Origin of the sequence: Paenibacillus sp. NPDC056722 (genome assembly GCF_042790635.1) — a bacterium.
In the GTDB taxonomy this organism is placed as follows: domain Bacteria; phylum Bacillota; class Bacilli; order Paenibacillales; family Paenibacillaceae; genus Paenibacillus_AQ; species Paenibacillus_AQ agri.
In genome coordinates, this window is sequence record NZ_JBHTYV010000002.1 from 502,121 (window position 1) to 526,684 (window position 24,564).

Annotated in this window: 22 protein-coding genes and 1 riboswitch; of the genes, 7 read left to right on the plus strand and 15 right to left on the minus strand. The window is 50.4% G+C overall.

Annotated features, from left to right (window positions below; translation table 11 throughout):
• Positions 1-40: 40 nt before the first annotated feature.
• The 9 genes from ACFRAM_RS06710 to alaS all read right to left on the minus strand — a co-directional run bounded on the left by ACFRAM_RS06710 (position 41) and on the right by alaS (position 10,586).
• The gene (locus tag ACFRAM_RS06710; RefSeq protein WP_379465087.1) at positions 41-2,302 is read right to left on the minus strand and encodes a methyl-accepting chemotaxis protein; all 2,262 of its coding nucleotides are present in this window, start codon (positions 2,300-2,302) and stop codon (positions 41-43) included.
• A 193-nt stretch (positions 2,303-2,495) separates the two neighbouring features.
• Positions 2,496-3,827, minus strand: coding sequence for a peptidase U32 family protein (locus tag ACFRAM_RS06715; RefSeq protein ID WP_379465089.1), 1,332 nt, complete (start codon positions 3,825-3,827; stop codon positions 2,496-2,498).
• Positions 3,828-3,871: 44 nt separating this feature from the next.
• Positions 3,872-4,804 (minus strand): peptidase U32 family protein, encoded by a 933-nt coding sequence (locus ACFRAM_RS06720; protein ID WP_175374082.1) that lies wholly within the window; start codon positions 4,802-4,804, stop codon positions 3,872-3,874.
• Between the two features lie 98 nt (positions 4,805-4,902).
• A complete protein-coding gene (gene mltG / locus ACFRAM_RS06725) occupies positions 4,903-5,952 on the minus strand; it encodes an endolytic transglycosylase MltG (RefSeq protein ID WP_379465091.1) in 1,050 nt (349 codons plus the stop codon).
• A gap of 371 nt (positions 5,953-6,323) precedes the next feature.
• Positions 6,324-6,632 carry a DUF1292 domain-containing protein gene (locus ACFRAM_RS06730; protein ID WP_175374081.1) on the minus strand — a complete coding sequence of 103 codons (309 nt, stop codon included), beginning with the start codon at positions 6,630-6,632 and terminating at the stop codon, positions 6,324-6,326.
• A complete protein-coding gene (locus tag ACFRAM_RS06735) occupies positions 6,625-6,933 on the minus strand; it encodes a DUF1292 domain-containing protein (RefSeq protein ID WP_066373645.1) in 309 nt (102 codons plus the stop codon). The genes ACFRAM_RS06730 and ACFRAM_RS06735 overlap by 8 nt, the downstream gene beginning before the upstream one ends.
• Before the next feature lie 11 nt (positions 6,934-6,944).
• Positions 6,945-7,361, minus strand: coding sequence for a Holliday junction resolvase RuvX (gene ruvX, locus ACFRAM_RS06740; protein ID WP_066373641.1), 417 nt, complete (start codon positions 7,359-7,361; stop codon positions 6,945-6,947).
• Positions 7,358-7,633: an IreB family regulatory phosphoprotein gene (locus tag ACFRAM_RS06745; RefSeq protein WP_066373638.1), complete on the minus strand. Its 276-nt coding sequence runs from the start codon at positions 7,631-7,633 to the stop codon at positions 7,358-7,360. The genes ruvX and ACFRAM_RS06745 overlap by 4 nt, the downstream gene beginning before the upstream one ends.
• A 319-nt stretch (positions 7,634-7,952) precedes the next feature.
• Complete coding sequence (gene alaS, locus ACFRAM_RS06750; protein WP_379465094.1) at positions 7,953-10,586, minus strand: alanine--tRNA ligase; 2,634 nt, start codon at positions 10,584-10,586, stop codon at positions 7,953-7,955.
• Between the two features lie 575 nt (positions 10,587-11,161).
• Positions 11,162-11,263, plus strand: a riboswitch (TPP riboswitch).
• A 128-nt stretch (positions 11,264-11,391) separates the two neighbouring features.
• Between alaS and ACFRAM_RS06755 the strand changes: the two genes are divergently transcribed.
• From ACFRAM_RS06755 to ACFRAM_RS06780, 6 genes are all read left to right on the plus strand, one after another.
• Positions 11,392-12,036, plus strand: a complete 645-nt coding sequence (locus ACFRAM_RS06755; RefSeq protein ID WP_379465096.1) for a thiamine phosphate synthase — start codon at positions 11,392-11,394, stop codon at positions 12,034-12,036.
• A 4-nt stretch (positions 12,037-12,040) separates the two neighbouring features.
• Positions 12,041-12,244, plus strand: a complete 204-nt coding sequence (thiS, locus tag ACFRAM_RS06760; protein WP_379465098.1) for a sulfur carrier protein ThiS — start codon at positions 12,041-12,043, stop codon at positions 12,242-12,244.
• Between the two features lie 4 nt (positions 12,245-12,248).
• A complete protein-coding gene (locus ACFRAM_RS06765) occupies positions 12,249-13,283 on the plus strand; it encodes a ThiF family adenylyltransferase (protein ID WP_379465099.1) in 1,035 nt (344 codons plus the stop codon).
• 34 nt (positions 13,284-13,317) lie between these two features.
• A complete protein-coding gene (locus ACFRAM_RS06770) occupies positions 13,318-14,088 on the plus strand; it encodes a thiazole synthase (RefSeq protein WP_379465101.1) in 771 nt (256 codons plus the stop codon).
• Positions 14,089-14,099: 11 nt separating this feature from the next.
• Positions 14,100-15,203: a 2-iminoacetate synthase ThiH gene (gene thiH, locus ACFRAM_RS06775; RefSeq protein WP_175374075.1), complete on the plus strand. Its 1,104-nt coding sequence runs from the start codon at positions 14,100-14,102 to the stop codon at positions 15,201-15,203.
• Positions 15,204-15,362: 159 nt separating this feature from the next.
• Positions 15,363-16,451, plus strand: a complete 1,089-nt coding sequence (locus tag ACFRAM_RS06780; protein WP_379465102.1) for a hypothetical protein — start codon at positions 15,363-15,365, stop codon at positions 16,449-16,451.
• Between the two features lie 142 nt (positions 16,452-16,593).
• Here ACFRAM_RS06780 and ACFRAM_RS06785 read toward each other — a convergent pair whose 3' ends face one another.
• The 3 genes from ACFRAM_RS06785 to ACFRAM_RS06795 form a co-directional block, all read right to left on the minus strand.
• Entirely contained in the window at positions 16,594-17,193 is a 600-nt protein-coding gene (locus ACFRAM_RS06785; protein ID WP_379465103.1) for a YjgB family protein, read from the minus strand.
• A 324-nt stretch (positions 17,194-17,517) separates the two neighbouring features.
• Positions 17,518-18,150 carry a LysE family translocator gene (locus ACFRAM_RS06790; RefSeq protein WP_379465104.1) on the minus strand — a complete coding sequence of 211 codons (633 nt, stop codon included), beginning with the start codon at positions 18,148-18,150 and terminating at the stop codon, positions 17,518-17,520.
• Between the two features lie 175 nt (positions 18,151-18,325).
• Complete coding sequence (locus tag ACFRAM_RS06795; RefSeq protein ID WP_379465528.1) at positions 18,326-19,717, minus strand: MATE family efflux transporter; 1,392 nt, start codon at positions 19,715-19,717, stop codon at positions 18,326-18,328.
• Between the two features lie 245 nt (positions 19,718-19,962).
• Between ACFRAM_RS06795 and pdxR the strand changes: the two genes are divergently transcribed.
• On the plus strand, positions 19,963-21,402 hold the full coding sequence (gene pdxR / locus ACFRAM_RS06800) for a MocR-like pyridoxine biosynthesis transcription factor PdxR (protein ID WP_379465105.1): 1,440 nt from the start codon (positions 19,963-19,965) through the stop codon (positions 21,400-21,402).
• 37 nt (positions 21,403-21,439) lie between these two features.
• On the opposite strand, the gene ACFRAM_RS06805 is transcribed toward pdxR, so the two are convergent.
• The 3 genes from ACFRAM_RS06805 to ACFRAM_RS06815 are packed head-to-tail and all read right to left on the minus strand — an operon-like array spanning position 21,440 to position 24,460.
• Positions 21,440-22,444: a FecCD family ABC transporter permease gene (locus ACFRAM_RS06805; protein ID WP_379465107.1), complete on the minus strand. Its 1,005-nt coding sequence runs from the start codon at positions 22,442-22,444 to the stop codon at positions 21,440-21,442.
• Positions 22,444-23,466: a FecCD family ABC transporter permease gene (locus ACFRAM_RS06810; protein WP_175374069.1), complete on the minus strand. Its 1,023-nt coding sequence runs from the start codon at positions 23,464-23,466 to the stop codon at positions 22,444-22,446. Before ACFRAM_RS06810 ends, ACFRAM_RS06805 begins: the two co-directional genes overlap by 1 nt.
• 13 nt (positions 23,467-23,479) lie before the next feature.
• On the minus strand, positions 23,480-24,460 hold the full coding sequence (locus tag ACFRAM_RS06815; protein ID WP_175374068.1) for an ABC transporter substrate-binding protein: 981 nt from the start codon (positions 24,458-24,460) through the stop codon (positions 23,480-23,482).
• Between the last annotated feature and the right edge of the window lie 104 nt (positions 24,461-24,564).

The window sequence follows — 24,564 nt, forward strand, 5'->3', positions numbered from 1 at the left end:
ACAGGTATTCGTAGGTAATCTGGCTTCTCAGTAAGGTTATTTATATTTTGAACAGAGAGAGCTTTTCCTTCAATTGTCCCGATACACTTTCCAGTTTCCCGGACAACGATACCAGTTGATCGCTGACATTCTGCTGCTCGCTACTTAGCGAGGCCACTTCTTCCGAAGTAGCAGATGATTGCTGAGCAACGGCACTTACGTTGCCCATCGCTTCAGACAAGACCCCTTGCGAATGATTCAAGCTGTTGATGGAGGAGGTTACAGACTCCAAGCTTGTAATAAATTCATCCATCTGATCTTTTACAGAGACGAAGATATCACTGGTGTTCTTCACCGAACCCATTTGCGCCTCAAAGAGCGGCGCAACTTCAGACAATACCGCGACCGTCTCATTCATCTCGGTCATGATTTTGTCAGTAATCCCGGCCACCAGCGCAATCGACTGCTTGGACTGGTCTGCGAGTTGACGAACCTCGCCAGCTACGACCATGAAACCCCGACCGGCTTCGCCTGCCCGAGCGGCTTCAATTGTAGCATTCAGGGACAGAATGTTCGTCTGCTGAGTAATATTCTTCATGACATCAAGCACCTTGATCACAGAGAATACCGTTTCTTTCAGATTGTTGACACGCGCAACCAGCGCTCCTGTCATCTCTCCGGTACGGCTTGTCTGACCCAGCAGCTCCTCCAACTGATTCGCACCTCTGCTGCTGGCCTCACCGACACTACGTGCAGCTTCATCCATCTCAGAATTGGCGTACACGACGGTCTGCATTTGTGTAGCAATCAGTTCAGTCAATTCATTGCCGCGCTCTGCCTCCAGAGCCAGACTGCCTGCACCACCAGCAATCTCTTCCGTGGCCGCAGCAATTTCTTTAGCAGACACAGCTGTTTTACGTGAAGCATCGCCCAGCTCTCCGGCAGTTTCCAGCACCTCGCGCGCCGTTTCCGTCGTCTGCGCTACAAGCTCTGTAATCCGTCCCATCATTGTATTAAAGGATGCAGACAGTTGGCCGATCTCATCTTGGGATGCATACTCAGTACGAACACTCAGATCCCCTTTTGCCCCTTCTACCATCAGATCCTTGAGACGGGATAGCGGACGGGCGATCATGCGGACCATCCAGTAACCGAGCAGAATGGCAAGCACGGCTGCGCCCCCGGCAGCAAAGAAGGTTGTCAGAAGGATTGGATAAGCCTCTTTGACCAATTCACCAGTAGGAATAATGCCAGACAGCTTCCAGTCTGCTTTGGTCATCGGATTGAAGACAGCCAGAACCTGCTTGCCATCTTCATCTTTGTTTTCCTGACTCTTATTCTTTGTCTTGCTATCTTTGATGAATGCAAACTTGGATTCTAACCCATCCTCTGCAGGTATATTAGAAGCGATAACAATACCGTTAGGATCTACCAACTGTATGCGGGCGCCATCGCCCAGTTTGACACTCTTGAAGGCATCTTCCAGCATTTTATTCTTCAGTTCCAGCAGCATCACATATCCTGAATTCTCGCCGAGATTTCGGAGTGAGCGCACCATAGCGATATTCGTTCCGCCTTTGCCCTCAACTGCAGTAGAGAACCAGTAATTCTGCGCGCCATCGGTATCGGAATAATGCGATTTATACTCCTTGGTCCGTTCAACCGCCTGTTTGAACCAATCCGTGTCCCTGATACCTTCAAGCACCAGGCCCGAACTACCAGTAGTGATAACATCGGAAGCCGCTTCCTCCGGAATCAGTGAGATACTGACTACGTTGGAGTCGGAGGTCGTTTGGCTCGATAGCTTCTTGCCGATTGCACTTGAAGCCACAAATTTATCGTAATAGTTATCCGCTTTGTCCAGTGACGTCAGATCATTCTGAATCTGCGGATCAAAAAACAACTGAAGCGCCAAAGTTTCATATTGTTTGAGAATAATATCCATCTTCTCCGAGTTCTGAATAACCGTTTGACGGTTTGCCTCTGCGACATTACTCTTAATCGTACTTTTGGCTTTTGAATACGACAACAAACCCAGAAGCAGTACGACTACGACGATGGACGATAAAAAGATCAGGAACAGCTTGACTCCGACTGATTTCAACGGATTCACTTTTTTCATTTGACTCACCGAGCCCCGCAGCACGCTTTTCATGCTTACGCCTGATTTAACGCCGTCTTTGAGCTTGCCGATACTGGATGCACCGGCCTTACGCTGGTTCTTTTTCTCTGTGTTTTCTTTCACCGACTTCTCATTCTTTCCCACTCTCATCCTTCTCTCTTTCTGCTCATCACTCTTACTCTCCTGTTCCGGAGTTCCCATTAGATCACCCACCAGTTTGATTAGAGATATATGTAAGCGTTGTCTGACTTATATATCGGCAAACAGTCCTTTTTTCCTTAGGCTTTTTGAATAATCTTTTCCATGAGTATGTAACTTTTAGCCTATTTGGGAGTAGAAAAAAACGGGACCATCCTCTCTCAAGCGAGGTTGGTCCCGTTTTTTACATCAATTCTTATTTTCTTTTGCGCATCATGTCAAAATAGGCCACCGGTGCGTCCACTTTCATACGCACCTTCTGCAGCGGGTGACGGGCAGCATCCAGCGGATTGCCTTGCTCGTCCCAGATCTCTCCTACCGTCTGCTTGAAGAAGGTATCATCCGGTCCAAAGAACTCCACTTGCTGTCCCGGCTTGAAGTGATTCCGCTGCTGAATCAGGGCAGTGCCTGTCTCGGCATCATATTCCAGCACCAGTCCGGCAAAATCATACGGAGCCGCTTTTTCTTCAGGCTCATAGATATGATCCTCATGGTCCGGTGTATCGTAGAAAAAGCCTGTATTGAGCGGACGGTTCGCCGCTTTATTCAGCTCTTCCAGCCATTCCGGCTTCAGCACATAGCCTTCAGGATCAGCCATATAAGCATCAATGGCTTTGCGGTACGCATTAACTACTGTAGCCACATAGTGAATGGATTTCATCCGGCCCTCAATCTTGAAGCTGTCAATGCCGACCTCGATCAGATCGGGAATGCTTTCCAGCATACACAGGTCTTTGGACCCCATGGTGAACGGATTGTCCTGTGGCTCATGCAGAGGAAGCTGGGTCACTCCTGGCAGCAGGCGTTCAGGTGACTGCATAGCTTCCGCCTGCTCTTCTTCAGACACCCAAGTTCCATCCGGACGCGCATCCTCGAACAGATCGTATTTCCAGCGGCAGGACTGGCAGCAGCCCCCCCGGTTAGAGTCCCGGTCCGTAAAGTGGTTGGACAACACACAACGACCGGAGTAGGAGGAACACATCGCACCATGAATAAAGCTCTCGATCTCAATATCTACATGCTTCTTAATCTCGGCGATCTCCTCCAGGCTTGTCTCCCGGCCCAGAACGACACGAGGTAGTCCTTCTTCCTTCCAGAAGGATACGGCTTGCCAGTTCAGAGTAGACTGTTGGGTGCTGAGATGCACCTCCAGGCCCGGAACCAGGCGGCGTGCCGTATCCACAATAGCCGGGTCGGCTACAATGATCGCGGCAATGCCGGCTTCATATAAATTACGCAGGTATTCTTCAATCCCTGCGACATCTTCATTGTGAGCATAGATGTTCGTTGCCACAAAGACCTTCGCGCCATATTTCTTGGCGAATTCTACACCTTCGCGCATTTCCTCAAAGCTGAAATTATCAGCATTGGAACGCAGGCCGTATTTTTGTCCGCCAATATAGACGGCATCTGCACCATAATGCACGGCGAATTTCAATTTTTCCAAATTGCCCGCCGGAGCCAGGAGCTCCGGTTTGTCCAGACGGTAACGTTTGCCCTTATGCTGCGGCTTGGTCATGGTACTCATTCCTGTTCTCCCCTCCATTTCCCCATTCTGCGGGGTCTATACGATTAATACACTTGCTCTTTATAAAAGAATCCGAAAGACAGTTCGCGCTCAGGGTCCTGCAGCTTACGAACCTCATCCAGCCATTCATCCTGGAAGGCATAGCCTTCAGGATCAGCCGCATACGCATCAATAGCTGTGCGGTAAGCTCGAACTACGGCAGCATTATAGACTGTCGGCTTCAGTAGCCCTTCAATCTTAAAGCTTTGCACGCCCGCTTCCATCATGATATGCAGGTCTTCCATAATGCAAATATCATCCGAACTCATAATATGAGTGCCGTTATCATCTTCGTAGATCGGGAAGATCTCACCCGGACGCTCCGCTTCGACCAGGAACAGACCGCGCTCCTTGCCCATGCTTCCGCCATCCGTTGGGCGTCCTTGGTGGGCCATATAGCTAGCTACGAGCTTGCGCTTGGAATGGTAAATGTTGGTCATTCCATGCACCTGAACCTGGGCCTCTATTTCCAGCAGCGGCACCATCTCCGTAATCTCGTCCATGTTCAGCTCACGGGCGAGCACAACGCGGGATGCGCCTTTGCGTCCCCAATAGTTAGACGTAGCGTAGTTGGTGGAAGTCATCTCCGCGTTCCAGTGCAGCTTGAGACCAGGCGCCTCCTGCTTCACGGCAGCCAGCACGGCCGGGTCACCAAATTCAACAGCGTCAACGCCCAGCTCGCCTATAGCCTTTACATAGGCTGGCAGCTCATCAAGCAGACTATTGGGCATCAGACCGCCCAGCCCCGCAACGACTTTGCAGCCCCGCGCATGAGCCATCTCTATAACTGCCTTGGTGTCCTCTAGCGTGAAATGCCCAGCCAGCCTCATGCCAAAGCGGTCATCCCCGATCAACAGCGCATCTGCACCTGCATCCAGCAAGGCTGCCGCTTCTTTAAGCGATGCTGCCGTCGCCAGCAGCTCCGGTTTTTTGTTCATTGATAATCCTCCTACGTCTGTCACAGCTTACAAGCCGGTGATGTCCCTGCGGCGCCTTGACCAGGCCCACAGTCTGCACCACTCTCCATTGTAATGCGTTACTGCGAAGTTTGTTTACTTTTTTGAATATTGGCTAAATGTTCCTTATATGTCTTGGCAAAAAGATGACCCTTACTGCCATCCTTCTTCGTGACATAGAAATAATAATCGGAAGCTTGCGGCTCCAGCGCCGCCTGAATCGACGGCAGACCAGGGTTGCAGATCGGTCCCGGCGGAAGTCCTGCATTCTTGTAAGTATTATAAGGACTCTCAATCTCAAGATCCTTGTAGAGCAGCCTTTCTTTTGGTTGATCTAGCAGATATTGAACCGTGGCATCAATCTCCAGCTTCTGTCCCTTTTTCAGCCGATTATAGATTACTCCCGCCACCAATGGACGTTCTGTATCGACTACAACCTCACGCTCCACCAGTGAAGCGACGGTCAGCAGCTCATGCAGACTGAGGCCTCTTGCCTTGAGTTTTTCGTGCCAATTCGGAATGGTATCAAGCTTCTTGACCAGTTGTTCCAGCATCGCTTCCAGAATTTCCTGCGGCGTGCTGTCCTTTGGCAGCTCATAAGTCTCCGGGAAAAGGTACCCCTCCAGACGATGACGCAGCTCCGGCTCTTGCGGAATGCCAAGAACATCAGCCTCTTTCAGCGCCTTGCCGGAATTCATAAGATCCACAAAGACACCCGAATCCAGCTTAGAGGCAGTAGCCAGCTTGTCAGCCACCTGCTCTGCCGTGTATCCTTCGGGAATGGTGAACATCAGGGTCTCTTCTTTGACAACATCGCCGGCATTCAGCCGTGCAATGAGCTCATCATAAGTATCGCCTGGTTTTGCCACATAGGTGCCAGCCTTGAATTTCGAGCCTTCCTTGGTCCATTTCAGATATCCTTTAAAGAAAAGACTGTTACGGATAATCCCATTCTTCTCAAGCAGGTCAGCAATTCCAGCGCTGCCCGTGCCTTTCTCAATTGTGAACGTTACGGGCTGCCCGGCAGGAGCTACCGGCTGCATCCCGTTCCAAATGTACCATGCTCCTCCAGCTCCTGCTGCAATCAGGAGAATTAGGATCAGTAGCACAGTGCGGACTGCGGATTTCAATGGATCTCCTCACTTTCCGACTATAAAGTATAGAATTGTATCGTCCCAAATTCAACCTATAATTTTATGGCTCTATGCCAAAATCAGTGGTTGACGCTGCATGGAGGCGCTACAGGTCTAGAGGGTTCTTCCGATCGCTATTAAAGCCTGGTTTCTGGATTATACAAGGAATTATAGGTTGAAATCGGGCTTTAAAGGCGAACACTACCGTTTCTCCAGAATCCCTCTGGCCCTCCGCTTAACGCCAGCGTATAATCCACCTCTGATTTTTAAATAGAGCCATTTAAATTAAGGCTTTCCATGCAAAAAGAGCGCGGAATACTCCGCCCTCCTTCATGCCAACTGTAAATGTAACGTACGCTGATCTTGTCCTATTCCAAATCCTCATCTGGAAAAGTTAGCTCATCGTACAGCTCTGAAATATCTTCCCATTCTTCATCGTCGACGATGCTTTCCAATTCAGGAAGCCCGTCAGGCGAGACTACAATCCGAAGAATATCATATTCTCCGTTCTTGCCGGAACCCTCCAGCACCGCGTAACCGCGGCCACCGACTTCAAACTCCGCAATAATATCGTAAACGGAAGATTTGCCTTGCTCATCTTCCAGCTCTACAGTCTCTCCGTACGCATCTTTAAGACGGGAAGTCCATACCGCTTGATCAGCGGACAACTCAGTCATTCTCTGCTCCCCCGTCCAGCTCGTCGACCAGGGTATTGAACGTCTCTTCGACGATCGCCCACTCCTCGTCATTCTCGATCATGAACAGCTGCAGATCATCGCCGTCTTCCTCATAGCGGAAGGCGTACACTTCGTCGGACTCTTCGTCTTCGGAATCCAGCGGAACTACCATCATGTACTTGGCATCCGAACCGTCAACCTCAAACTTCATGATGACCTCGAATTCCTCTTCATTACCTTCCTCATCGGGAATATAGATAATTTCCGGTTCTTCTTCTTGGCCAATATGTTCGTTTGTCATATGCGCACCCCTCACCTTTTACTGTTAGCATCCAAAAAATTTTGCAAAATCAGGGCTGCGGCCATTTTGTCCACAATCCCTTTGCGCTTCTTTCGGCTGACGTCCCCTTCAATCAGCACCCGCTCGGCGGATACCGTCGTCAGACGCTCATCCCAAAGGTGTACGGGCATTTCCAATTGTTCCCGAAGCTTGTCAGCGAACTCTATGCAGATTTCACCACGGGGACCTACGGTGCCGTTCATGTTCTTCGGCAGCCCAACCACGATTTCTCCGATCTCATGCTCCTTGACGAGTTCGCGGATGCGTTCGAACTCTCTTCCGTCTCCGCGCCGCTCAATGGTCTCCAGAGATTGTGCCGTCCAGCCGAAAATATCACTCGCGGCGACGCCGATTCTACGGTCGCCATAATCCAAACCTAGCTTCTTCATTTGGCGTTATCCACCTGATGATTGGCTAGATAGAACCGCACCAGTTCCTCAATCAGCTCATCACGTTCTTTTCTCCGGACCAAACTTCTAGCATTGTTGTGACGGGGAATATAGGCCGGATCTCCGGAAAGAAGATACCCTACGATCTGGTTGATCGGATGATATTCCTTCTCTACAAGCGCATTGTACACCGCAAGCAGAATTTCCTCGGGAGAAGCTTCCTTCTCATCGCCCTTCACATTGAATTTAACCGTTTTGTCCATGGAGTCCATATGTGACACCTTCCTTCTGCAAATCACCTGTAGCAGGCGGCTTCGCAAACTCGCTGCTGTACAGCTTACTTGCTGCCCTCATCATAACATATTCATGCCCCAACAAGAAAATCCTGCCTGGATATAACGCTTTTTTGGCATTTCATCTACAAAAAACGTGAAATTTTTGGTCTTTAAGCTATTGCCAAAACCACATTTCGCCTAAATCAGATGGCCCGGCCACGAAGCAGCGGTACTGAGAGGAAAGACTCAGTACCGCTGTCTGTCTTCGCAAATGCAATTTGGGCTTCGGGCCTTTGGACCGGGTTCGCTCTCTAGCTTATCCTAGCGCCGCTACCAATTCTTCAGCTTTCGCCAAAGCCTCGCCCAGCTTCGAAGCATCCTTACCGCCGGCTTGCGCCATATCCGGACGTCCGCCGCCGCCGCCGCCGCATACTGCAGCAACTTCCTTCACCAGCTTGCCGGCATGATAGCCGCGCTTCACCAGCTCTTGAGGTACGGCTACGACAAAGTTCACTTTATCGTCCATGGCTGCGCCCAGAACAAGCACTGCGTCAGGCAGCTTGCTCTTCAGCTCGTCGGCTGTGGAACGCAGGGCATCCATGCTGCCTGCTTGCACAGATACAGCCAGTAGTTGCGTTCCGCTGCCAACCGTCTTCACGCTGCCAGTCAGCTCCGCTGCAAACGTAGCGCTCAGCTTGGATTGCAGGGACTCGTTCTCACGCGACAGCTCGCGTACTTGACCATGCAGAGCTTCAATCCGCTTCGGCACATCGTTCAGGGAAGACTTCAGCAGTCCAGCCGATTGCTTGAGCAGATCCAGCTGGCTCTCAGTGAACTGGTATGCATAACGTCCAGTTACAGCCTCAATCCGGCGTACACCGGAGCCGATGCCGCTCTCGCTAAGCAGCTTGAAGATTCCAATCTGCGAAGTATTGCTGACGTGGCAGCCACCACACAGCTCCAAGCTGTAGTCGCCAACCTGCACCACGCGGACGATATTACCATATTTTTCCCCGAACAATGCCATAGCTCCCATTGCCTTGGCTTCGTCAATCGGCTTGTTCTCAATCACTACATCCAGACCGCGCCAGATTTGCTCATTCACACGGTGCTCAATTTCACTGAGCTCTTCCGGCGTAATGGCGCCGAAGTGTGAGAAGTCAAAGCGCAGACGTCCACCTTCTACCAAAGAACCTGCCTGATTAACATGTCCGCCCAGCACTTCCTTAAGCGCTTTGTGCAGCAAGTGAGTCGCAGTATGGTTCTTCACGATGTCCTCACGCTCGGCACGGTTTACCTCGGCACGAACGGTATCTCCTACGCGCAGCTCTCCAGCTTCTACTGTTACCAGGTGTACATGCTGACCATGTGGCGCCTTGAACAATCCCTTGACTTTAGCGGTTACGGAACCGCCGCTCAGCACACCAGTGTCGCTCACTTGACCGCCACTTTCCGCATAGAACGGAGTAGTATCCAGAATGACCTGAGCTTCTGTGCCTTCGCCTGCGATGTCTGCCAACTCGTTATCGACAACGATCGCAACAATTTTGGATTCAGTTACCGAGTCATTATAACCAACAAATTCGCTTTTAACCGTCAGTTCAGAAAGGGCTCCGCCTTGAATTTTCATGCTGCCGCCATCTTGGCGTGCAGCTCTTGCACGGTCACGTTGCTCCTGCATCGCTGCATCAAAGCCCTCGCGGTCCACCGTCAAGCCCTGCTCAGCAGCGAAATCTTCTGTCAGGTCGAACGGGAAGCCGTAAGTATCATACAACTTGAACGCGTCTTTCCCGGCAATAACACCAGCGCTGCTCTCTTTGGCTTTGCTGCTGATTTCGCTCAGAATAGCCAGACCGTCGGATAGCGTCTCGTGGAAACGTTCCTCTTCTGTACGGATGATCTTCGCAATATATTCGCGGTTCTCCACAACGGACGGGTAGTACACGCCCATAATTTCGCCTACTGTTTCAGTCAGCTCATGCAGGAATGGACGATCCAGACCCAGGGTCTTTCCGTAACGGACTGCGCGGCGGAGCAAACGACGAATAATGTAGCCACGACCTTCATTAGAAGGAAGTACGCCGTCGCCCACAGCGAAAGTAACTGTACGCACATGGTCGGCGATGACTTTAAGTGCAATATCCTGCTCCAAGCTATCCTTATAAGTTACACCAGCAAGTTGTGCTGTCTTCTGAATAATCGGCTGGAACAAGTCAGTGTCGAAGTTGGAATCTACATCTTGCAGGATCGAAGCAAAACGTTCCAGACCTGCGCCTGTATCAATATTCTTGTTAGGAAGCGGTGTATAGCTGCCGTCTTTATTATGGTTGAACTGGGAGAATACCAGGTTCCAGACTTCCAGCCAACGCTCATTTTCCCCGCCTGGATACATTTCAGGGTCACTCAGGTCATTGCCGTAAGCTTCACCACGGTCATAGAAAATTTCCGAGCAAGGACCGCATGGGCCTTCGCCGATATCCCAGAAGTTCTCGTCACCCAGCTTAATGATGCGTTCAGCAGGCAAGCCCACTTTTTCATTCCACAGTTTGAAAGCTTCTTCGTCCTCGGCATATACAGTTACGGAGATGCGGTTTGGATCAAAGCCGATCCACTCTTTGCCCGTCAGGAATTCCCAAGCCCAGGTAATCGCTTCTTCCTTGAAATAGTCGCCGATGGAGAAGTTACCCAGCATCTCGAAGAACGTATGGTGACGACGTGTCTTGCCGACGTTCTCGATATCGTTGGTACGGATACACTTCTGGGAGTTGGTCAGACGCGGATTCTCCGGAATCTCACGGCCATCAAAATACGCCTTCAGCGGCGCCATCCCGGCATTAATCCACAGCAGCGATGGATCGTTGTGAGGTACGAGCGAAGCGCTCGGCTCGATTTTGTGGCTTTTACTTTCGAAAAATTGCAGCCATTTGGAACGGATTTCACTTGCTTTCATGATATACAGCCCCCGTCTTATGCTTAATTTTGAGATCACGGTTATTTCCGAAAAACAAATGGAAAACAAAAAAACGCCCCTGAAAATTCAGGGACGATTAGATCGCGGTACCACCCTGGTTATCGCCTTATCCCGTTGTAGCAGGAGAATTGCAGACGATCGCCTTGTCGCGGCTGTTAACGGGAACCCCCGGCGGACTTGTACCCGCACTCCGAAATTAGCTTTCCACCGGCCTGTCTCCAGGGTTCTCACAGCCATTACGACAATCTTCGTAAAGGAACCCGTTCTCTGTGCAAGCCATCTTCCGGTGTACTCCATTTCATCAACGTTTTACACATTTGCTTTTTAACATTTCAAGTATATCCACAGCCCCGATTCCTGTCAATCTAACCCGCACATATTCCGCATCTTGTCACCGAGATTCTAATTTACACATTATTCACAATTAATATTTGCTCAATATGGATGTTAATACATCTCCATCAATGTTACCTCCGTTTAAAACAAGCGCCATGCCAATCCCCAATTGTATCTCCCTGAATAATCGTGTATAGTGACATTAACAATCTCATACGAACCGACACTAGGGGAGCCGCGAGGCTGAGACGAATGTAACATTCGGACCCTTTGAACCTGATCTGGTTAATACCAGCGTAGGGAAGTGCGCGTTAAGAGTCCGGTCTTGCCTATTTTGTGGCTTGTTTTCCGTTGTCATGCTTAGCCGTCTTCCGATCAGGAAGGCGGCTTTTTTGTGCTCTATTCGATGGAGATTAACACCAATACACAATCGGGAGAGATTCCTTTTATGAAAAAACGACTTCCCGCCGTTAGCGGCCCTGAACTGCATCTGATCTCCCCGGAAGGAATACCGCTCGCCGATTGGCTGCGACTTTCTCTAGCCGTTCTCCCCTACGTTGACTATTTCCACCTGCGGAATAGACAGCTTACCGCCAAAGCGCTACTCGAAGCCATAAATCAAATGCAGCAAGCAGGCATTCCTATTGAATCCATCGTGATCAACGACCGGCTGGATGTCGCGCTCGCCTCAGGAGCGGGCGGTGTACAGCTTGCAGGACACAGTTTACCTGTAGCTGCCGCACAGTCTCTAGCCCAAGGACTAAGAGTCGGGTGCTCCATCCATTCACCAGAAGAAGCAGTCGACGCGGCAAGTGAAGGAGCAGATTACTGCCTTTTAGGCCATGTCTATGAATCTACTAGTAAGCCTGATCTGCCCCCCCGTGGGCTGGACATCCTCGAAGTAACTGCAGCCAGGTGCCCTGTTCCGGTCATTGCCATCGGAGGAATTCATCCGGGCAATGCCGGAGCAGTCATCAGGCGCGGTGCAGGGGGGATTGCCATACTATCCGGAATTAGCAGTCCAGCAGATCCAGCGGCACAAGCAGAAGCTTACCGCGCAGCCATTCAGACTGCATGGCTTGAGAGGAGGTGAAAATATGCAGGTCCAACTTAACGGAAAAATGACTCTCCTAAGCGAGCATTGCATTACTATTGCCGATGTTTTGGCAGAATCGCCCTGGAGCGGACGGCGAATTCTTGTGGAAATTAACGGTGAAGTCGTGCCGAGGGAAGCTTATGGCCGTACCTCACTCTCTGAAGGTGACCAGATAGAGTTTGTACATTTTGTAGGAGGAGGCTGAGAGAATGGCTTTGACTGCGGCAGAACAAGAGCGGTACAGCCGTCAGGTACGTTTTCATGGCATAGGTTCGGAAGGTCAGGACAGATTGGCCCGCTCCAGTGTGCTTGTTCTGGGTGCAGGCGCACTGGGGTCTGCTATTGCCGAGACGCTGGTCCGTGCCGGGGTAGGCCGAATACGAATCGTCGACCGGGATTATGTGGAATGGAGCAATTTGCAGCGTCAGAATTTGTACAGTGAAGCCGATGCGGAGCAGAGACTACCTAAAGCAATCGCAGCCGCACAAAGATTACGAAGCGTGAACTCGTCTGTGACCGTGGAAGGGATAGTAGCCGATGCTGCCGCCGAAGAGATTAGGGAGTATACAGTCGGAGTCGATTTGATTCTCGACGCTTCCGACAATTTTGAAATCAGAATGATTATTAACGATATCTCGGCCAAAGCAGGCATCCCTTGGATTTACGGCGCTTGCACAGGAAGCAGCGGTATTTCTATGACAGTCCTCCCCGGAGAGAGCGCCTGCCTCCACTGCCTGATTGACGAGCTTCATGCGGAAGGCGATACCTGCGACACGGTGGGCATCATTCAACCAGCTGTTCAGATGACTGCCGCTTACCAAACGACCGAGGCGTTAAAATGGCTCGCCGGACAGAAGGATTCTCTGCGCGGCACGCTGGTTTCCTTTGACCTGTGGGAGAATCGGCATGTCTCGGTCGCTACGGAACAGCTTAAACGTGCCGACTGTCCGAGCTGCGGCGAGAAAGCGGTCTATCCCTTCCTGTCTGCGACCAATCTGTCCAAGACCGCTGTATTATGCGGGAGAGATACCGTACAGATCCGGCCGGCCCGGGCGGTTCTCCTGAATCTGGAACTATGGGAAGAACTGCTGGCAGTACACGGTGAAGTTAGGAGAAATCCATACATGCTGTCGTTGGAACTGGAAAAACACCGAATCGCACTGTTCCCGGATGGCCGGGTACTCATTCACGGCACGTCGGATACCGCCGTGGCCCGTACGTTCTATCATCGATATTTTGGCTAAAAAATAACTTGGCTTTAAGAGAGGAGTTCTACGTATGAACGACATCTTTCAGATTGGCGGCAAAGCACTGACCAGCCGTTTGTTCATTGGCACTGGCAAGTATAACCGCAACACACTAATTCCCGAGGTGATTACAGCATCAGGCGCTGAAGTCATTACTGTCGCGTTAAGAAGAGTCAATCCCGAGTGGGGTGAGGAAAATATTTTGCAGCATATCCCTGGCAGTATGACGCTACTTCCCAACACCTCAGGTGCCCGGACTGCAGAAGAAGCCATTCGTATCGCCCGGCTCGCCAAAGCGGCTGACATGGGCAACTGGATCAAGCTTGAGGTCATTAAGGATCAGCGCTATTTGCTGCCCGACAATATAGAGACGATCCGCGCGACAGAAGTATTGGCTGCGGAAGGCTTTGTCGTGCTCCCTTACATGACCCCTGACCTGGGCGCTGCTCTCAGGTTGCGGGATGCCGGGGCGGCGGCAGTTATGCCGCTTGGATCGCCCATCGGCAGCAACAGGGGACTGCGGACCAAAGAGCTCGTCGGAATTATGATTGAGGAAGTAGATTTGCCTGTGATCGTGGATGCAGGGATCGGCCGCCCTTCAGAAGCAGCGGAAGCCATGGAAATGGGCGCCGCCGCTGTGCTGCTGAATACGGCCATCGCCACTGCACGTGATCCGTTAGGTATGGCGGCTGCCTTCCGGAATGCGGTAACTGCAGGCCGACTCGCTTATCTGTCAGGGCTGGGTCCGGTACAGCAGGAAGCCGCCGCTTCTTCGCCATTGACCGGATTTCTGAGCCAATAGGAGGGTAAAACATGAGCTTCTACGATAGACTGCTAGAATTAGAACGCTTCCCGTTTAGAGAGCGGTTCCCGGAATATACGGATCTGGATATCCAGCGCATTTTGACTAAGCCTAAAATGAATGAAGACGACCTTCTTGCCCTCCTCTCTCCTGCCGCCGGGAGACATCTGGAGGCTATCGCTCAGAAAGCGCAGCAGGTCACCCGCAGTCAATTCGGTCAGGTGATGCAGCTCTTTACGCCGATCTATGTATCGGATTACTGTGTGAATCATTGCGAATATTGCAGTTTCAGCTATATTTATGATTTTCCGCGTAAGAAGTTGGACATGGACGAAGTCGAAAAAGAAGCAATCGCGATTGCCGGGACCGGCATTCGGCATATCCTGCTGCTGACAGGCGAATCCCCTAAAGACTCCCCTGTCAGTTATATGAAGGAATGTGTTCAGGTACTGCGGAAGCACTTCTCATCCATTGGCATCGAAGTTAACCCATTGTCCGTTCAGGAGTACCATGAGCTTGGAGAGGCGGGCGTGGACAGCTTGACACTCTTTCAGGAAGTCTATCATCAGGAGACATACAGAAAACTACATATAAAAGGCCCTAAACGTAATTTCAGGGCTCGTCTGGATGCTCCTGAACGAGGCTGTGCGGCTGGCTATCGCTCCGTCACGATAGGCGCGCTGCTCGGCCTGCATGATTGGCGGCAAGAGGCTTTTATTACAGCACTGCATGCTAATTATTTGCAGAGCAAGTATCCCGACTGCGAAATCAGCCTGTCGATCCCGAGGTTCCGCCCGTTTCTGGGAGACTATCATCCCGATTCGGATGTCACCGACAGTGCGCTGGTGCAGGTTATACTCGCGTATCGCCTTTTTCTGCCCCGGGCCGGAATTACCCTCTCCACCCGCGAACCAGCACATCTGCGCGACCGGCTCATCCATCTTGGCGTAACCAAAATGTCGGCAGGTGTATCCACCGCAGTAGGCGGACACGTTAGCGACGGAGGCACCCCTCAGTTTGAGATCTCCGACGGACGCAGTGTGTCCGAGATCCGGGAGATGCTGTATCAGAACGGACTGCAGCCAGTGTTCAAGGATTGGGATATTCTGGTGTGAAATTATACGAAACTCTATATGCAAATTAACATTTTTTTACTTGTTGCAATCATAGATGTTAGTATAATAATATATATTATGGAAATAGAGGGATATAATATTAATTCATTATTTTCTTAGGTGAATAGTGAATCAATATAAATAAAAAAGAAAAGGAAGATGAAATTGAAATCATACCGTAAGTATTTTTTGATCTTTTCGTTGCTTATCGTCGTGTTCACATCTGGTTCATTTAATACCTTAGCATCGGCTGAGCCCGCAACAGAAGATCTTACTGTCACTACGTCTGCTGTAGAATCAAGCAATGACGGAGCGGCACTTCAGCCTGCAACCATTCAACTTCAAGCTGACCAAACTATTCCTGTGAGCCGTCCAGCCTTTTCAATAATGGCCAATTACGATGTTACTGGTGACTTGATGAACTTTACTGATTCGCTTACAGCTGCAGACCCTACCGATTTTTGGTTTTTTAGCGTCCCTACTAACCGCAACATCCTCTTTCAGATCAAATCTACCAACTCGAATTATAGAGTCGAGCTGTATAAAATCGATTGGACAACAGGAACGGCTACATCCACTAATATCTCGTCCGCCCCAAATAATGTAATGTATGTTACTGGACTTGGTGCAGGGGACTGGGGACTGCGTGTAACTTCTACAGGTACACTCGGTACTTCCTACAGTATTCATATGAACGCCACAAACCCTTTTGATCATCAGGCGGCGGTTTTGTCTTATACTAACTCTCTGCTATACGTAACAATGCAGTACCCGGATGATAAAATTTTCGTCAATGGTTCATTTGTTGCCAGCACTAAGAATGCCGCCGACGTCAACCCTCATTTGGACTGGAAACGTGACTATACATTCTCCTATGGCGGCAATTATTCATCACGCAATCATAGTATTTCTGATGCAAGGGTGTCACGTGTGACCACTGGCGTCAGCTATTCTTCAGCATATGCCAGCTCCAATAATGCCGTTCTGCTTTATTTGAAAGAAGGTACGCTGTTCACTTATTTTGAATCCGAGTTCCGGTCCGGCCCGCCGACCCAACATTATTCTTCTTTTGTAGATACAAGCGGAAGAACAACACCACGCCGTTTTGATTTTATCGATACTGCTGGAGATCCGGATCTGCTGGTATTTGATTTGAATACCAATAAAGTCATCGATTTTGTCAGCAGTTTGAACAAGTGGTATGCAAGCGGGGCTGAACCTTCACCGACAATTAACTTTTATAATTAATCTCCGGCACAGCGGGGAATGTTTAGGTTAGATACCCCAATGCTCCTCCTCCAAAAAAAGCAGGGCAGCGGCTCCCTCAGGGAATCACTGCTCTGCTTTTTAGTTCTTTTCCAAGCCATTGACACAGGCTTATATCATGTTATTAAGAATGCAGCAAATTAATATGATCCAAATCCGTGCTGCTGTTGAAAATAAACTCCAGTTTATAATCACCGCGAACATAGGTTAGTTTTGTTTGTTTGAGCTTGCCATTTTTAATGGTAGTTGTAGAGGTCGGAGCAAACCAATTTTTCTTCAGCATACTCATCGTGATGCCGCCGATATTGGTCTGGCGTTCAACATTTGTGCCCAGGTAGCGAATTTCGCGAATCTTGTCCAGTTTATAGGCAATTGCATAACCCGGATGGCCCATTTCAGCGTGATAGACTTCAAATGCATCTGCATCTGGAGCCTTTTGCTCAGGCTTGCCGATCAATTTATAAACATCCTGACGAGTGCTCTTGCCCACGGCCAGTCCGCTGACAGAGCCAGGGAATTGGCCTTTAAGCGCTGGCTTATAGAAGCTGTTCAAGGTCTTCAGGGCTTGTTCTGACGCCGAGCTCGCCGCAGGTACGGTTGATTTCGCGGAAGCAGCATGGCTTACAGGCAGAAGGCCTGGATTCGCTATAACGGCCCCTACACCAACTACGGTCGTCAATGCAGCAGCAAGGGTTATTTTTAGAATGGGTTGTTTCAAAGTCATCGTGAACTTCCTCCTTGTGTATAGCGCTTATGTTAGGACCATCTTAGCACGGAGGATGTGGCGGTAAGTAACGATCCTATGAAAGAAACCTTACTGCTTTGTAACTTCACGAGTACTAATATACATCCTGAACTGGATGCCTTCCACTCCAATTCCAATAACAGGTTAGTTCTAATTCCGATGATGACACGGGTGAAGCCGGGAAAAAGCCCCTCCCTCTCTTTGCTGACAGTAACCGGCCCATAATCACGGCTATTATTGCGATCTTCGTTACAGAAAATTCATTTTAGTTTGCAAAGAATTTACCTTTAGGGCTGAGCTCACTTAGAAATATTGTCTCACACTGATCACAAACTGGTAGAAGAAATAACCTGCAAAACCGATCAGGACTACGCCCGCTGCAATTGTCACCCATTTGATGGCCGTGTGGTTCAACGCTCTCCGCGTAGTCGCTACAATCGTCATTAGGCCCAAGTCATGGATCAGAATGCCGAGCATGATCCCCAAACCGACGATCAGGAAGCTTCCTTTATTGGATTGGTCGAATGAATCCGCGAGCACGGTGCCGAAGACGCTCACCCAGAACACAAGATTACCTGGCGAAACGGCAACGAGCAATCCATTTTTATAAGATGAAAATAGCGATTTGGTGTTCTTCTCTCCGGCTAGTGAAATATCATGATTCGCATTCTTGATGCTGTCATAGCCCACGTAACATAAGAACAGTGCACCAACCAGCCACATAATCACTTGTATAATTGGAAGAGATAGTACCGAAGCCAGGCCCAAATAGAGCCCGATGATTAACAACATGTCCACGGTCATTCCGCCCAGTCCGACAATCCATCCGTGCATGAATCCATTCTTAAGTCCCTGCTTCGTCATTTCAATTGTAATCGTACCAACTGGAAGAGCGATAGAGAATCCTAATAGAACGTAGGTAAGTAATAGTGCCATTTCTTTAAAATCACCTCTGTATATTTATGCGTAATTATTTATTTTACACGATGAAATCATTAGGATCAATCCCTTTTTCTTCAATTTACTATACAAAAAAGAGAGCCACATATTTTATGCAGCTCCCCGCTATACCCATCTCTGTCCTGTCTCTTATTTAGCTTATGGCAGATTCTTAAATCAGCTTATGCGCATACCACTTCTTGCCGCGGAACCGCCACAGGAAAATACCCCCGCGGACGGCCCATTCGCTGTTCATCGCCAGCCATACCCCCAGAATGCCGTAGCCGAGCACGATCCCCAGAATATAGCCAAGAATTACCCGGAACAGCCACATGGTCAGCATTGAAGTGATGGAAGTGAATTTGGAGTCCCCCGCCGCCCGTAACGCGGACGGCAGGACAAAGCTGATGGCCCACAGCGGCACCTGTGCGATGGAATTGACCAGCAACACCACAAACAGATCATGAATGATCTCCGGCGGTGGCGAGAAGATCGATACCAGCGGGTGGAACAGTGGCATCAGAATTAAGGCAATCAGCGCCAGCGACCCGGAACCGATCCAGAGAAAGGCCTTGATGAACTTTCTGGCATCAGCGACATTCCCCCGTCCAATACATTGACCGACCACCGTCACAATGGTTAGTGACAACGCGCTGACCGGAATCTGAAACACCATAGCGAGCGAACCCGCGATAGCATTGGTCGCAATGGCGTAGGTACCCAGGCTGACAATGAATACTTGGGTCAAAAGCTTACCGCCATTGAAGAACATCTGCTCTGCTGCGAATGGCAGGCCGATGAACATGATTTTTCGAAGCATAGTCATTGGAATATGGAATAAGTCGCGCACGCGGACTCGTAGTGCAGTGTCTACTTTGAACAGATAGTACAAGGCACAGGCCATTCCCACATAACGGGCGATATTAATCGCAAGTGTCATTCCCAGTACACCCATATGCAGCAGGTTAATAAAAACTACGTTGAGGACAACGTACAGCAAGTTCATGATCAACGACAGTACCAGGGACGCCCGGGTTCTACCGACACCCCGTAAGGCTCCGCACACCGCCTGAACCGTAGCGATACCCAGATAAGAGATGCTGCTGCCGATCAGATAAACCCGCGCGCTATCCAGTACGTCGGCCGAAGCTGACCCGAACAGAAGATTAAGTATAGGCGTGTGGAAGCCCATCAGAAGAAGGCCGATGCCAACCGCGATCAGTGACACCGAAGTGACGGAGCCTGCTGTCGCCTGAGAGACCATTCGGTCATTGCCGCTCCCCTTATACTGTGCAACTACTACCGTTCCCCCGGTGGCAACCGCGACAAAGACGTTGATCAGGAAAATATTCAGCGCATCCACCATATTGACCGCACTGACCGCCGCTACTCCCGACGAGCTGATCATCGCGGTATTCACCAGGTTGAGCCCGATAATGAAAGCCTGATCAATCAAAACCGGAATAAACAACGCTATAATTTGCCGGTAATCCATGCTCTCCCCTGAGAGGTACTTTTCTAGAAAACGTTTCTTCGGAAGACGAGCGCGAAGCTGCATAACCATCATCACATTCTTTTCTGTAAAATTGGAAAAAACTCTTCACATGAAGAGCCTTTTCAGAAAAACACTAACTGTTCCGTAACCACTTTACATTCAGTTTACACTAAATACGATGTTAAGTCTGTACTCCAAGGCAACATATTTATCTCAAAAGCTGGAATATGGATCGACTGGGTAGTCCCCACCGAAATAGTGTAGAATGAAAAAAACTACCCTAATCAGGATTAGCAATGGCAGGTGATAAATATATGTGGAAACCGAATCGGCAAAGCAACAGACCGGTGTATCTTCAAATCGCTGATCTTCTGGGAGAAAAAATAGCACAAGGAGAGTACCCTCCTGGCAGTAAGCTACCCTCGGAACGGAAGCTGGCGGAGCAGTACAAGGTCAATCGCAGCACGGTAGTGCTCGCTTATTCAGAGCTGCGCTCACAGGGTGTGATCGAGACCCGGCCAGGCAGCGGGACGCTTGTCAGCCCGTTCAGACAAAGAAGTATGCCCCCTACGCCGAGTTGGCAGGCTTACGCGGATAGCGGCAACTTTCTGCCCAATCTCCCCCTGCTCCGCCGCGTCCGCGAAGCACTGGAGCATGATCCCGGGCTGATTGATTTTGCCAGTGGAAAGCTTTCGCTAGAATTAGTGCCGACAGACGAGATCAATCGTATTATTAGCGAATACCGTTATTCTCCGCATGAAGGGCCCGATCTTCCGCAAGGGTATCTTCCTCTACGTCAGGCCTTGGCAGAATTTCTTGCACGCTATAGGGGCATCCAGACGACTCCGGATTCTATAATGGTCACTTCGGGCTCACAGCAATCACTGCACTTAATTACCCAATGCCTGCTGTCACCGGGTGATGCCATTGGGGTCGAGTCACCTTCTTTTTTCCGTTCATTGTCGATGTTCCAGTCAGCAGGACTACGGTTATTCAGGCTGCCAGTGGATGATGAGGGCATTTGCCCGGATAGTCTGCGCACACTGCACAGGAAGCATCGGATCAAGATGCTGTTCATCAACCCTAATTTCCAGAATCCTACTGGAACGCTGCTGAGCAGGGAAAGACGTAAGCTACTGCTGGAGACAGCCAGCGAGCTGCGGCTTCCGGTTGTAGAGGATGATCCGCTGGGCTTGACCGGATACAACGGGGAACAGGCCTTCCCGCTGAAATCTGAGGATACAGCCTCCGGTATGCTCTATACAGGCTCCTTCTCCAGAATTGCTGCACCAGGCCTGCACATTGGCTGGATTGTTGCCCCGAAGTCTATCCTCAGTCGACTTGCCGATGCCAGACGGCAGATGGATCTTGGCTTCAGCATCATCCCTCAGCATATTGCGGCAGAGTTTATGTCTTCGCCTGCCTTTGTGTCCCACCTGGAGCTTTTGCGGCAAAGGCTTCTGTACAAACGAAATTTAACCATCAGTGCCTTGGAGCGAGAGCTGCCTGGGATAGTCAGCTTCAACAAGCCTGAGGGTGGAATCTATCTATGGTGCAAGCTGCCGGGCGAGATCAACGAAAGCCGGCTGCTGGAAGCAGCACTGCAAAGAGGTATAGCGTTTGTGCCGGGCGGGGTATACGGCGCTGAGTCAGGTTATCTGCGGCTGGCCTATAGCAGACCGCCAGATCAGGATATTGTACCTGGCGTAACTGGCCTAGCGGACGCTGTGCGCGCTGAATTGCAGAAATACTAGAAAAATGACACCAAACAAACCAAACAAGAGCCAGCCCTTAACGGGACCGGCTCTTGTTTGGCTGTGCTCTGCGAATGAGCAGCAGATAGATAAAGTAAGGCGCACCGATCAGGGCAGTGAAGATTCCCGCCGGAATTTCCAGGGGAGGCAGAACCACGCGGCCGGCCAGATCTGCCAGCGTAACCAGCAAAGCGCCCAGCAGAGCTGATACAGGCAAGTACAATCGGCTATCAGGACCGACAAGCCATTTGGACAACGGCGGGATGACCAGGCCAACAAAGCCGATCGTGCCGGAGACAGCCACCGAACTTGCGGACAGTCCTACTGCTGTAAGCAGCAGCAGCACGCGTACCAACTGGATACGCAGCCCAAGACCGGTTACCGTATCTTCGTCTAATTGCAGCGTATTGATCTGCCGGTGACTGAGCAGTGCCAGAATCACTCCACCCAGTGTCCAGGGCCAGAGCATCTCCACATGCTGCCATGAGCGGGCATAGAGACTACCTTTTAGCCAGACAAGTGCCTGGGAAGAATCCAGTGCATATTTGACAATCAAGAACGTAATCAGCGAATGAAAGCCCAGAGACACGGATACACCAGTTAATGCAAGTCGGGTAGGCCGGATTCCGCCGCGCTGGTAAGCGAACAAGTAGACGATCACAGCAGCTGTCACTGCTCCGGCAAAAGCTGCTATCGGGAGTCCCACCGCGCTCCATGTCGGAAAAACAAGTAGCACAACCACTGCACCAAAACCGCCGCCGGCGGTGACACCGACAATATCGGGTGCAGCCAGCGGGTTCCGGGTGATGCTCTGCAGGATGGCCCCGGAGACAGCCATATTGATCCCGGTCAGGACTGCGATGATCAGCCGCGGCAGACGATATTTAAGCACCAGCGGTTCTCCGCCGGCCAGTTCGGCCAAAATCTCCCGCAGCGGCGTATTCACCGCTCCAAAACGGAGACTCAAGACCGCCGCTATAATCAGCAGCAATAACAATAACGCAACGATCTGCCCAAAACGGGTCCATTTTCTCAGTTTCATTATCTATGGCCCTCCCGCTGACGGCGCAGCAGGTACAAAAAGAAGGGTACCCCCATGAATGCCGTAATAATACCTACTGGCAGATCAGCAGGATAAGTCAGCCATTGCGACAAAAAATCAGCAGCAGACAGCAGCACCGCTCCCATAATCGCGGACAGCGGTAAAATAACCTTGTGATCTAAACCGCCGAGCCGTTTCGCCATATGCGGTACCATGAGTCCGATAAAACCGATTGGTCCCGCTACGGCGACAGCACTGCCTGTCAGAACAACGATCAGTACACCGATCAGTTGCCGGACACGGGGCACATTTACCCCAAGCCCGGTGGCCAGCTCTTCCCCTTGCCCCAGCAAATTCAACGTTCTGGCCAGCAAAAAAGCCACGATTAGGGCGGGAATATCCAGTGCCCAGACCAGTTTGTTGTCACTCCATGTAGTCCCTGTCAATTTTCCGGCCATCCAGTACAAAATCTCGATAAGCTGCGTCTCAAAGAGCAAAATAAATCCGGTTGTTAAAGCACCCATAAATGCACTTATCGCAACACCCGCCAGCATTAGCCGGGAGGCATCATTTCCACTGTAACGGGATAACCAGGAAATTAAGAGACCGATAGCCCCGGCACCGCATAAAGAAGCCAGCAGAATCACGGTCGAGCTGTCCCGCTCGCCAAATCCGACGATGGCAATAACTGCGAAGCAGGAAGCACCTTGGTTAATCCCCAGAATCTCGGGATCAGACAGCGGATTGCGGGTCATACTCTGCAGCAGGCAGCCCGCAACCGCAAGCCCGGCGCCCAAAATGATGGACAGGAGAAGCCGGGGCGCGCGAATAGACCACAATGTGTAAGTCAAGACTTCATCGTTTGTGGTGGAGAACAACGTTGACCAGGTCAATCCCTTTACCCGGTAGCTGAGGGTGACAGCGGCTATAGCAAGCAGAATCACTCCGAAAATGCTGAAAACCAACCACAAGGGGGGCGCTTTACGCGCCTCCCCTTCTTTTTTCAAACCGATATCACTCAAAAGAGATCTCTCCCTACTTGGATGCACTTTTTTCCTTCAGGATATCCTGAACCTGAGTCAAAATCTTATCCGCTGCAATCGGTCCGCGGGCACGCGCCCATAGATCACGGTCTACATTCACAAGATGGCCTTCCTTCACAGCCTTCATATCTTGATATAGCGGGTTGGACTTCAGCTTATCTGTGCTGTCGCCATACATCATGATATAATCCGGGTTCAGCTCATGCAAACGTTCCAGTGCCATACGCGTTCCCTCGCCCTTGCCTTCCGTACTGGTAATCTCTCCATTGAAAGCATAGTTCAGGCCGCTTTGCGTCAAGAGCGTTCCGATAAAGGAATCCTTGATCCACACCGTGAAGTGATCGTCGAAGTAGCCGACTACCAGAACCGAAGGGGAGCCTTGCATACTACTCTTCACTTCTGCAATCTTCGCTTTCAGTCCATTGTTCACCTTGTCGGCTTCTTCACTCTTGCCCAGCATTTCTCCAATAGTGGTTACATTGCTCATGATTTGATCAATACTCGCATCATCAAAAGCAACCGTCTGCGTAATACCCTCCAGTTCCTTCCGAATCATGGCATGACGGTCCACACTGGCAATGATCAGATCTGGCTTCAGGGACTGGATGACCTCCAAATTGGGAGCCTTGCGCTCTCCCACATCGGCCACTCCAGTCACTTTATCCGCCAAGTATTCAGGAACCTTGGTCTTGCCTACGCCTGCATTCCCTACCGGCGTCACTCCAAGGGCAGTCAACGTATCAATAAAGGAAAAATCCAGTGTAACGATTTTTTGCGGCGTTTGTGCAAACTCCGTTTCGCCCCATGCGTGCTTAATGGAGACAGCCTTGGAAGCTTGCTCAGTGGGAGCGGCCTCCCCTTTTGTTGTGTTAGAGCCGGAAACCGACGCTTGATCTTTATTGCCGCAGCCAGCCAAAGCAAGGCTTAGCAGAATAGTAAAAACAATTCCCATATGTAGCTTTCTTTTACGCATCTCTGTTTTTCTTCCCCTCTTATGAAAATGATAATTATTATCAATGATTAGTTTAAGACAAGACCGTCACTTTTACACCATCCGGTTTTTCAAACAGGACCTCA

What these genes read in the sequence shown, in the direction of transcription:
- ACFRAM_RS06710 (WP_379465087.1), bottom strand. Translation starts at nt 2,302, where the DNA reads ATGGGAACTCCGGAACAGGAGAGTAAGAGTGATGAGCAGAAAGAGAGA.
- ACFRAM_RS06715 (WP_379465089.1), bottom strand. Translation starts at nt 3,827, where the DNA reads ATGAGTACCATGACCAAGCCGCAGCATAAGGGCAAACGTTACCGTCTG.
- ACFRAM_RS06720 (WP_175374082.1), bottom strand. Translation starts at nt 4,804, where the DNA reads ATGAACAAAAAACCGGAGCTGCTGGCGACGGCAGCATCGCTTAAAGAA.
- ACFRAM_RS06730 (WP_175374081.1), bottom strand. Translation starts at nt 6,632, where the DNA reads ATGACTGAGTTGTCCGCTGATCAAGCGGTATGGACTTCCCGTCTTAAA.
- ACFRAM_RS06735 (WP_066373645.1), bottom strand. Translation starts at nt 6,933, where the DNA reads ATGACAAACGAACATATTGGCCAAGAAGAAGAACCGGAAATTATCTAT.
- ruvX (WP_066373641.1), bottom strand. Translation starts at nt 7,361, where the DNA reads ATGAAGAAGCTAGGTTTGGATTATGGCGACCGTAGAATCGGCGTCGCC.
- ACFRAM_RS06745 (WP_066373638.1), bottom strand. Translation starts at nt 7,633, where the DNA reads ATGGACTCCATGGACAAAACGGTTAAATTCAATGTGAAGGGCGATGAG.
- alaS (WP_379465094.1), bottom strand. Translation starts at nt 10,586, where the DNA reads ATGAAAGCAAGTGAAATCCGTTCCAAATGGCTGCAATTTTTCGAAAGT.
- ACFRAM_RS06755 (WP_379465096.1), top strand. Translation starts at nt 11,392, where the DNA reads ATGAAAAAACGACTTCCCGCCGTTAGCGGCCCTGAACTGCATCTGATC.
- thiS (WP_379465098.1), top strand. Translation starts at nt 12,041, where the DNA reads ATGCAGGTCCAACTTAACGGAAAAATGACTCTCCTAAGCGAGCATTGC.
- ACFRAM_RS06765 (WP_379465099.1), top strand. Translation starts at nt 12,249, where the DNA reads ATGGCTTTGACTGCGGCAGAACAAGAGCGGTACAGCCGTCAGGTACGT.
- ACFRAM_RS06770 (WP_379465101.1), top strand. Translation starts at nt 13,318, where the DNA reads ATGAACGACATCTTTCAGATTGGCGGCAAAGCACTGACCAGCCGTTTG.
- thiH (WP_175374075.1), top strand. Translation starts at nt 14,100, where the DNA reads ATGAGCTTCTACGATAGACTGCTAGAATTAGAACGCTTCCCGTTTAGA.
- ACFRAM_RS06780 (WP_379465102.1), top strand. Translation starts at nt 15,363, where the DNA reads ATGAAATTGAAATCATACCGTAAGTATTTTTTGATCTTTTCGTTGCTT.
- ACFRAM_RS06785 (WP_379465103.1), bottom strand. Translation starts at nt 17,193, where the DNA reads ATGACTTTGAAACAACCCATTCTAAAAATAACCCTTGCTGCTGCATTG.
- ACFRAM_RS06790 (WP_379465104.1), bottom strand. Translation starts at nt 18,150, where the DNA reads ATGGCACTATTACTTACCTACGTTCTATTAGGATTCTCTATCGCTCTT.
- ACFRAM_RS06795 (WP_379465528.1), bottom strand. Translation starts at nt 19,717, where the DNA reads ATGGTTATGCAGCTTCGCGCTCGTCTTCCGAAGAAACGTTTTCTAGAA.
- pdxR (WP_379465105.1), top strand. Translation starts at nt 19,963, where the DNA reads ATGTGGAAACCGAATCGGCAAAGCAACAGACCGGTGTATCTTCAAATC.
- ACFRAM_RS06805 (WP_379465107.1), bottom strand. Translation starts at nt 22,444, where the DNA reads ATGAAACTGAGAAAATGGACCCGTTTTGGGCAGATCGTTGCGTTATTG.
- ACFRAM_RS06815 (WP_175374068.1), bottom strand. Translation starts at nt 24,460, where the DNA reads ATGCGTAAAAGAAAGCTACATATGGGAATTGTTTTTACTATTCTGCTA.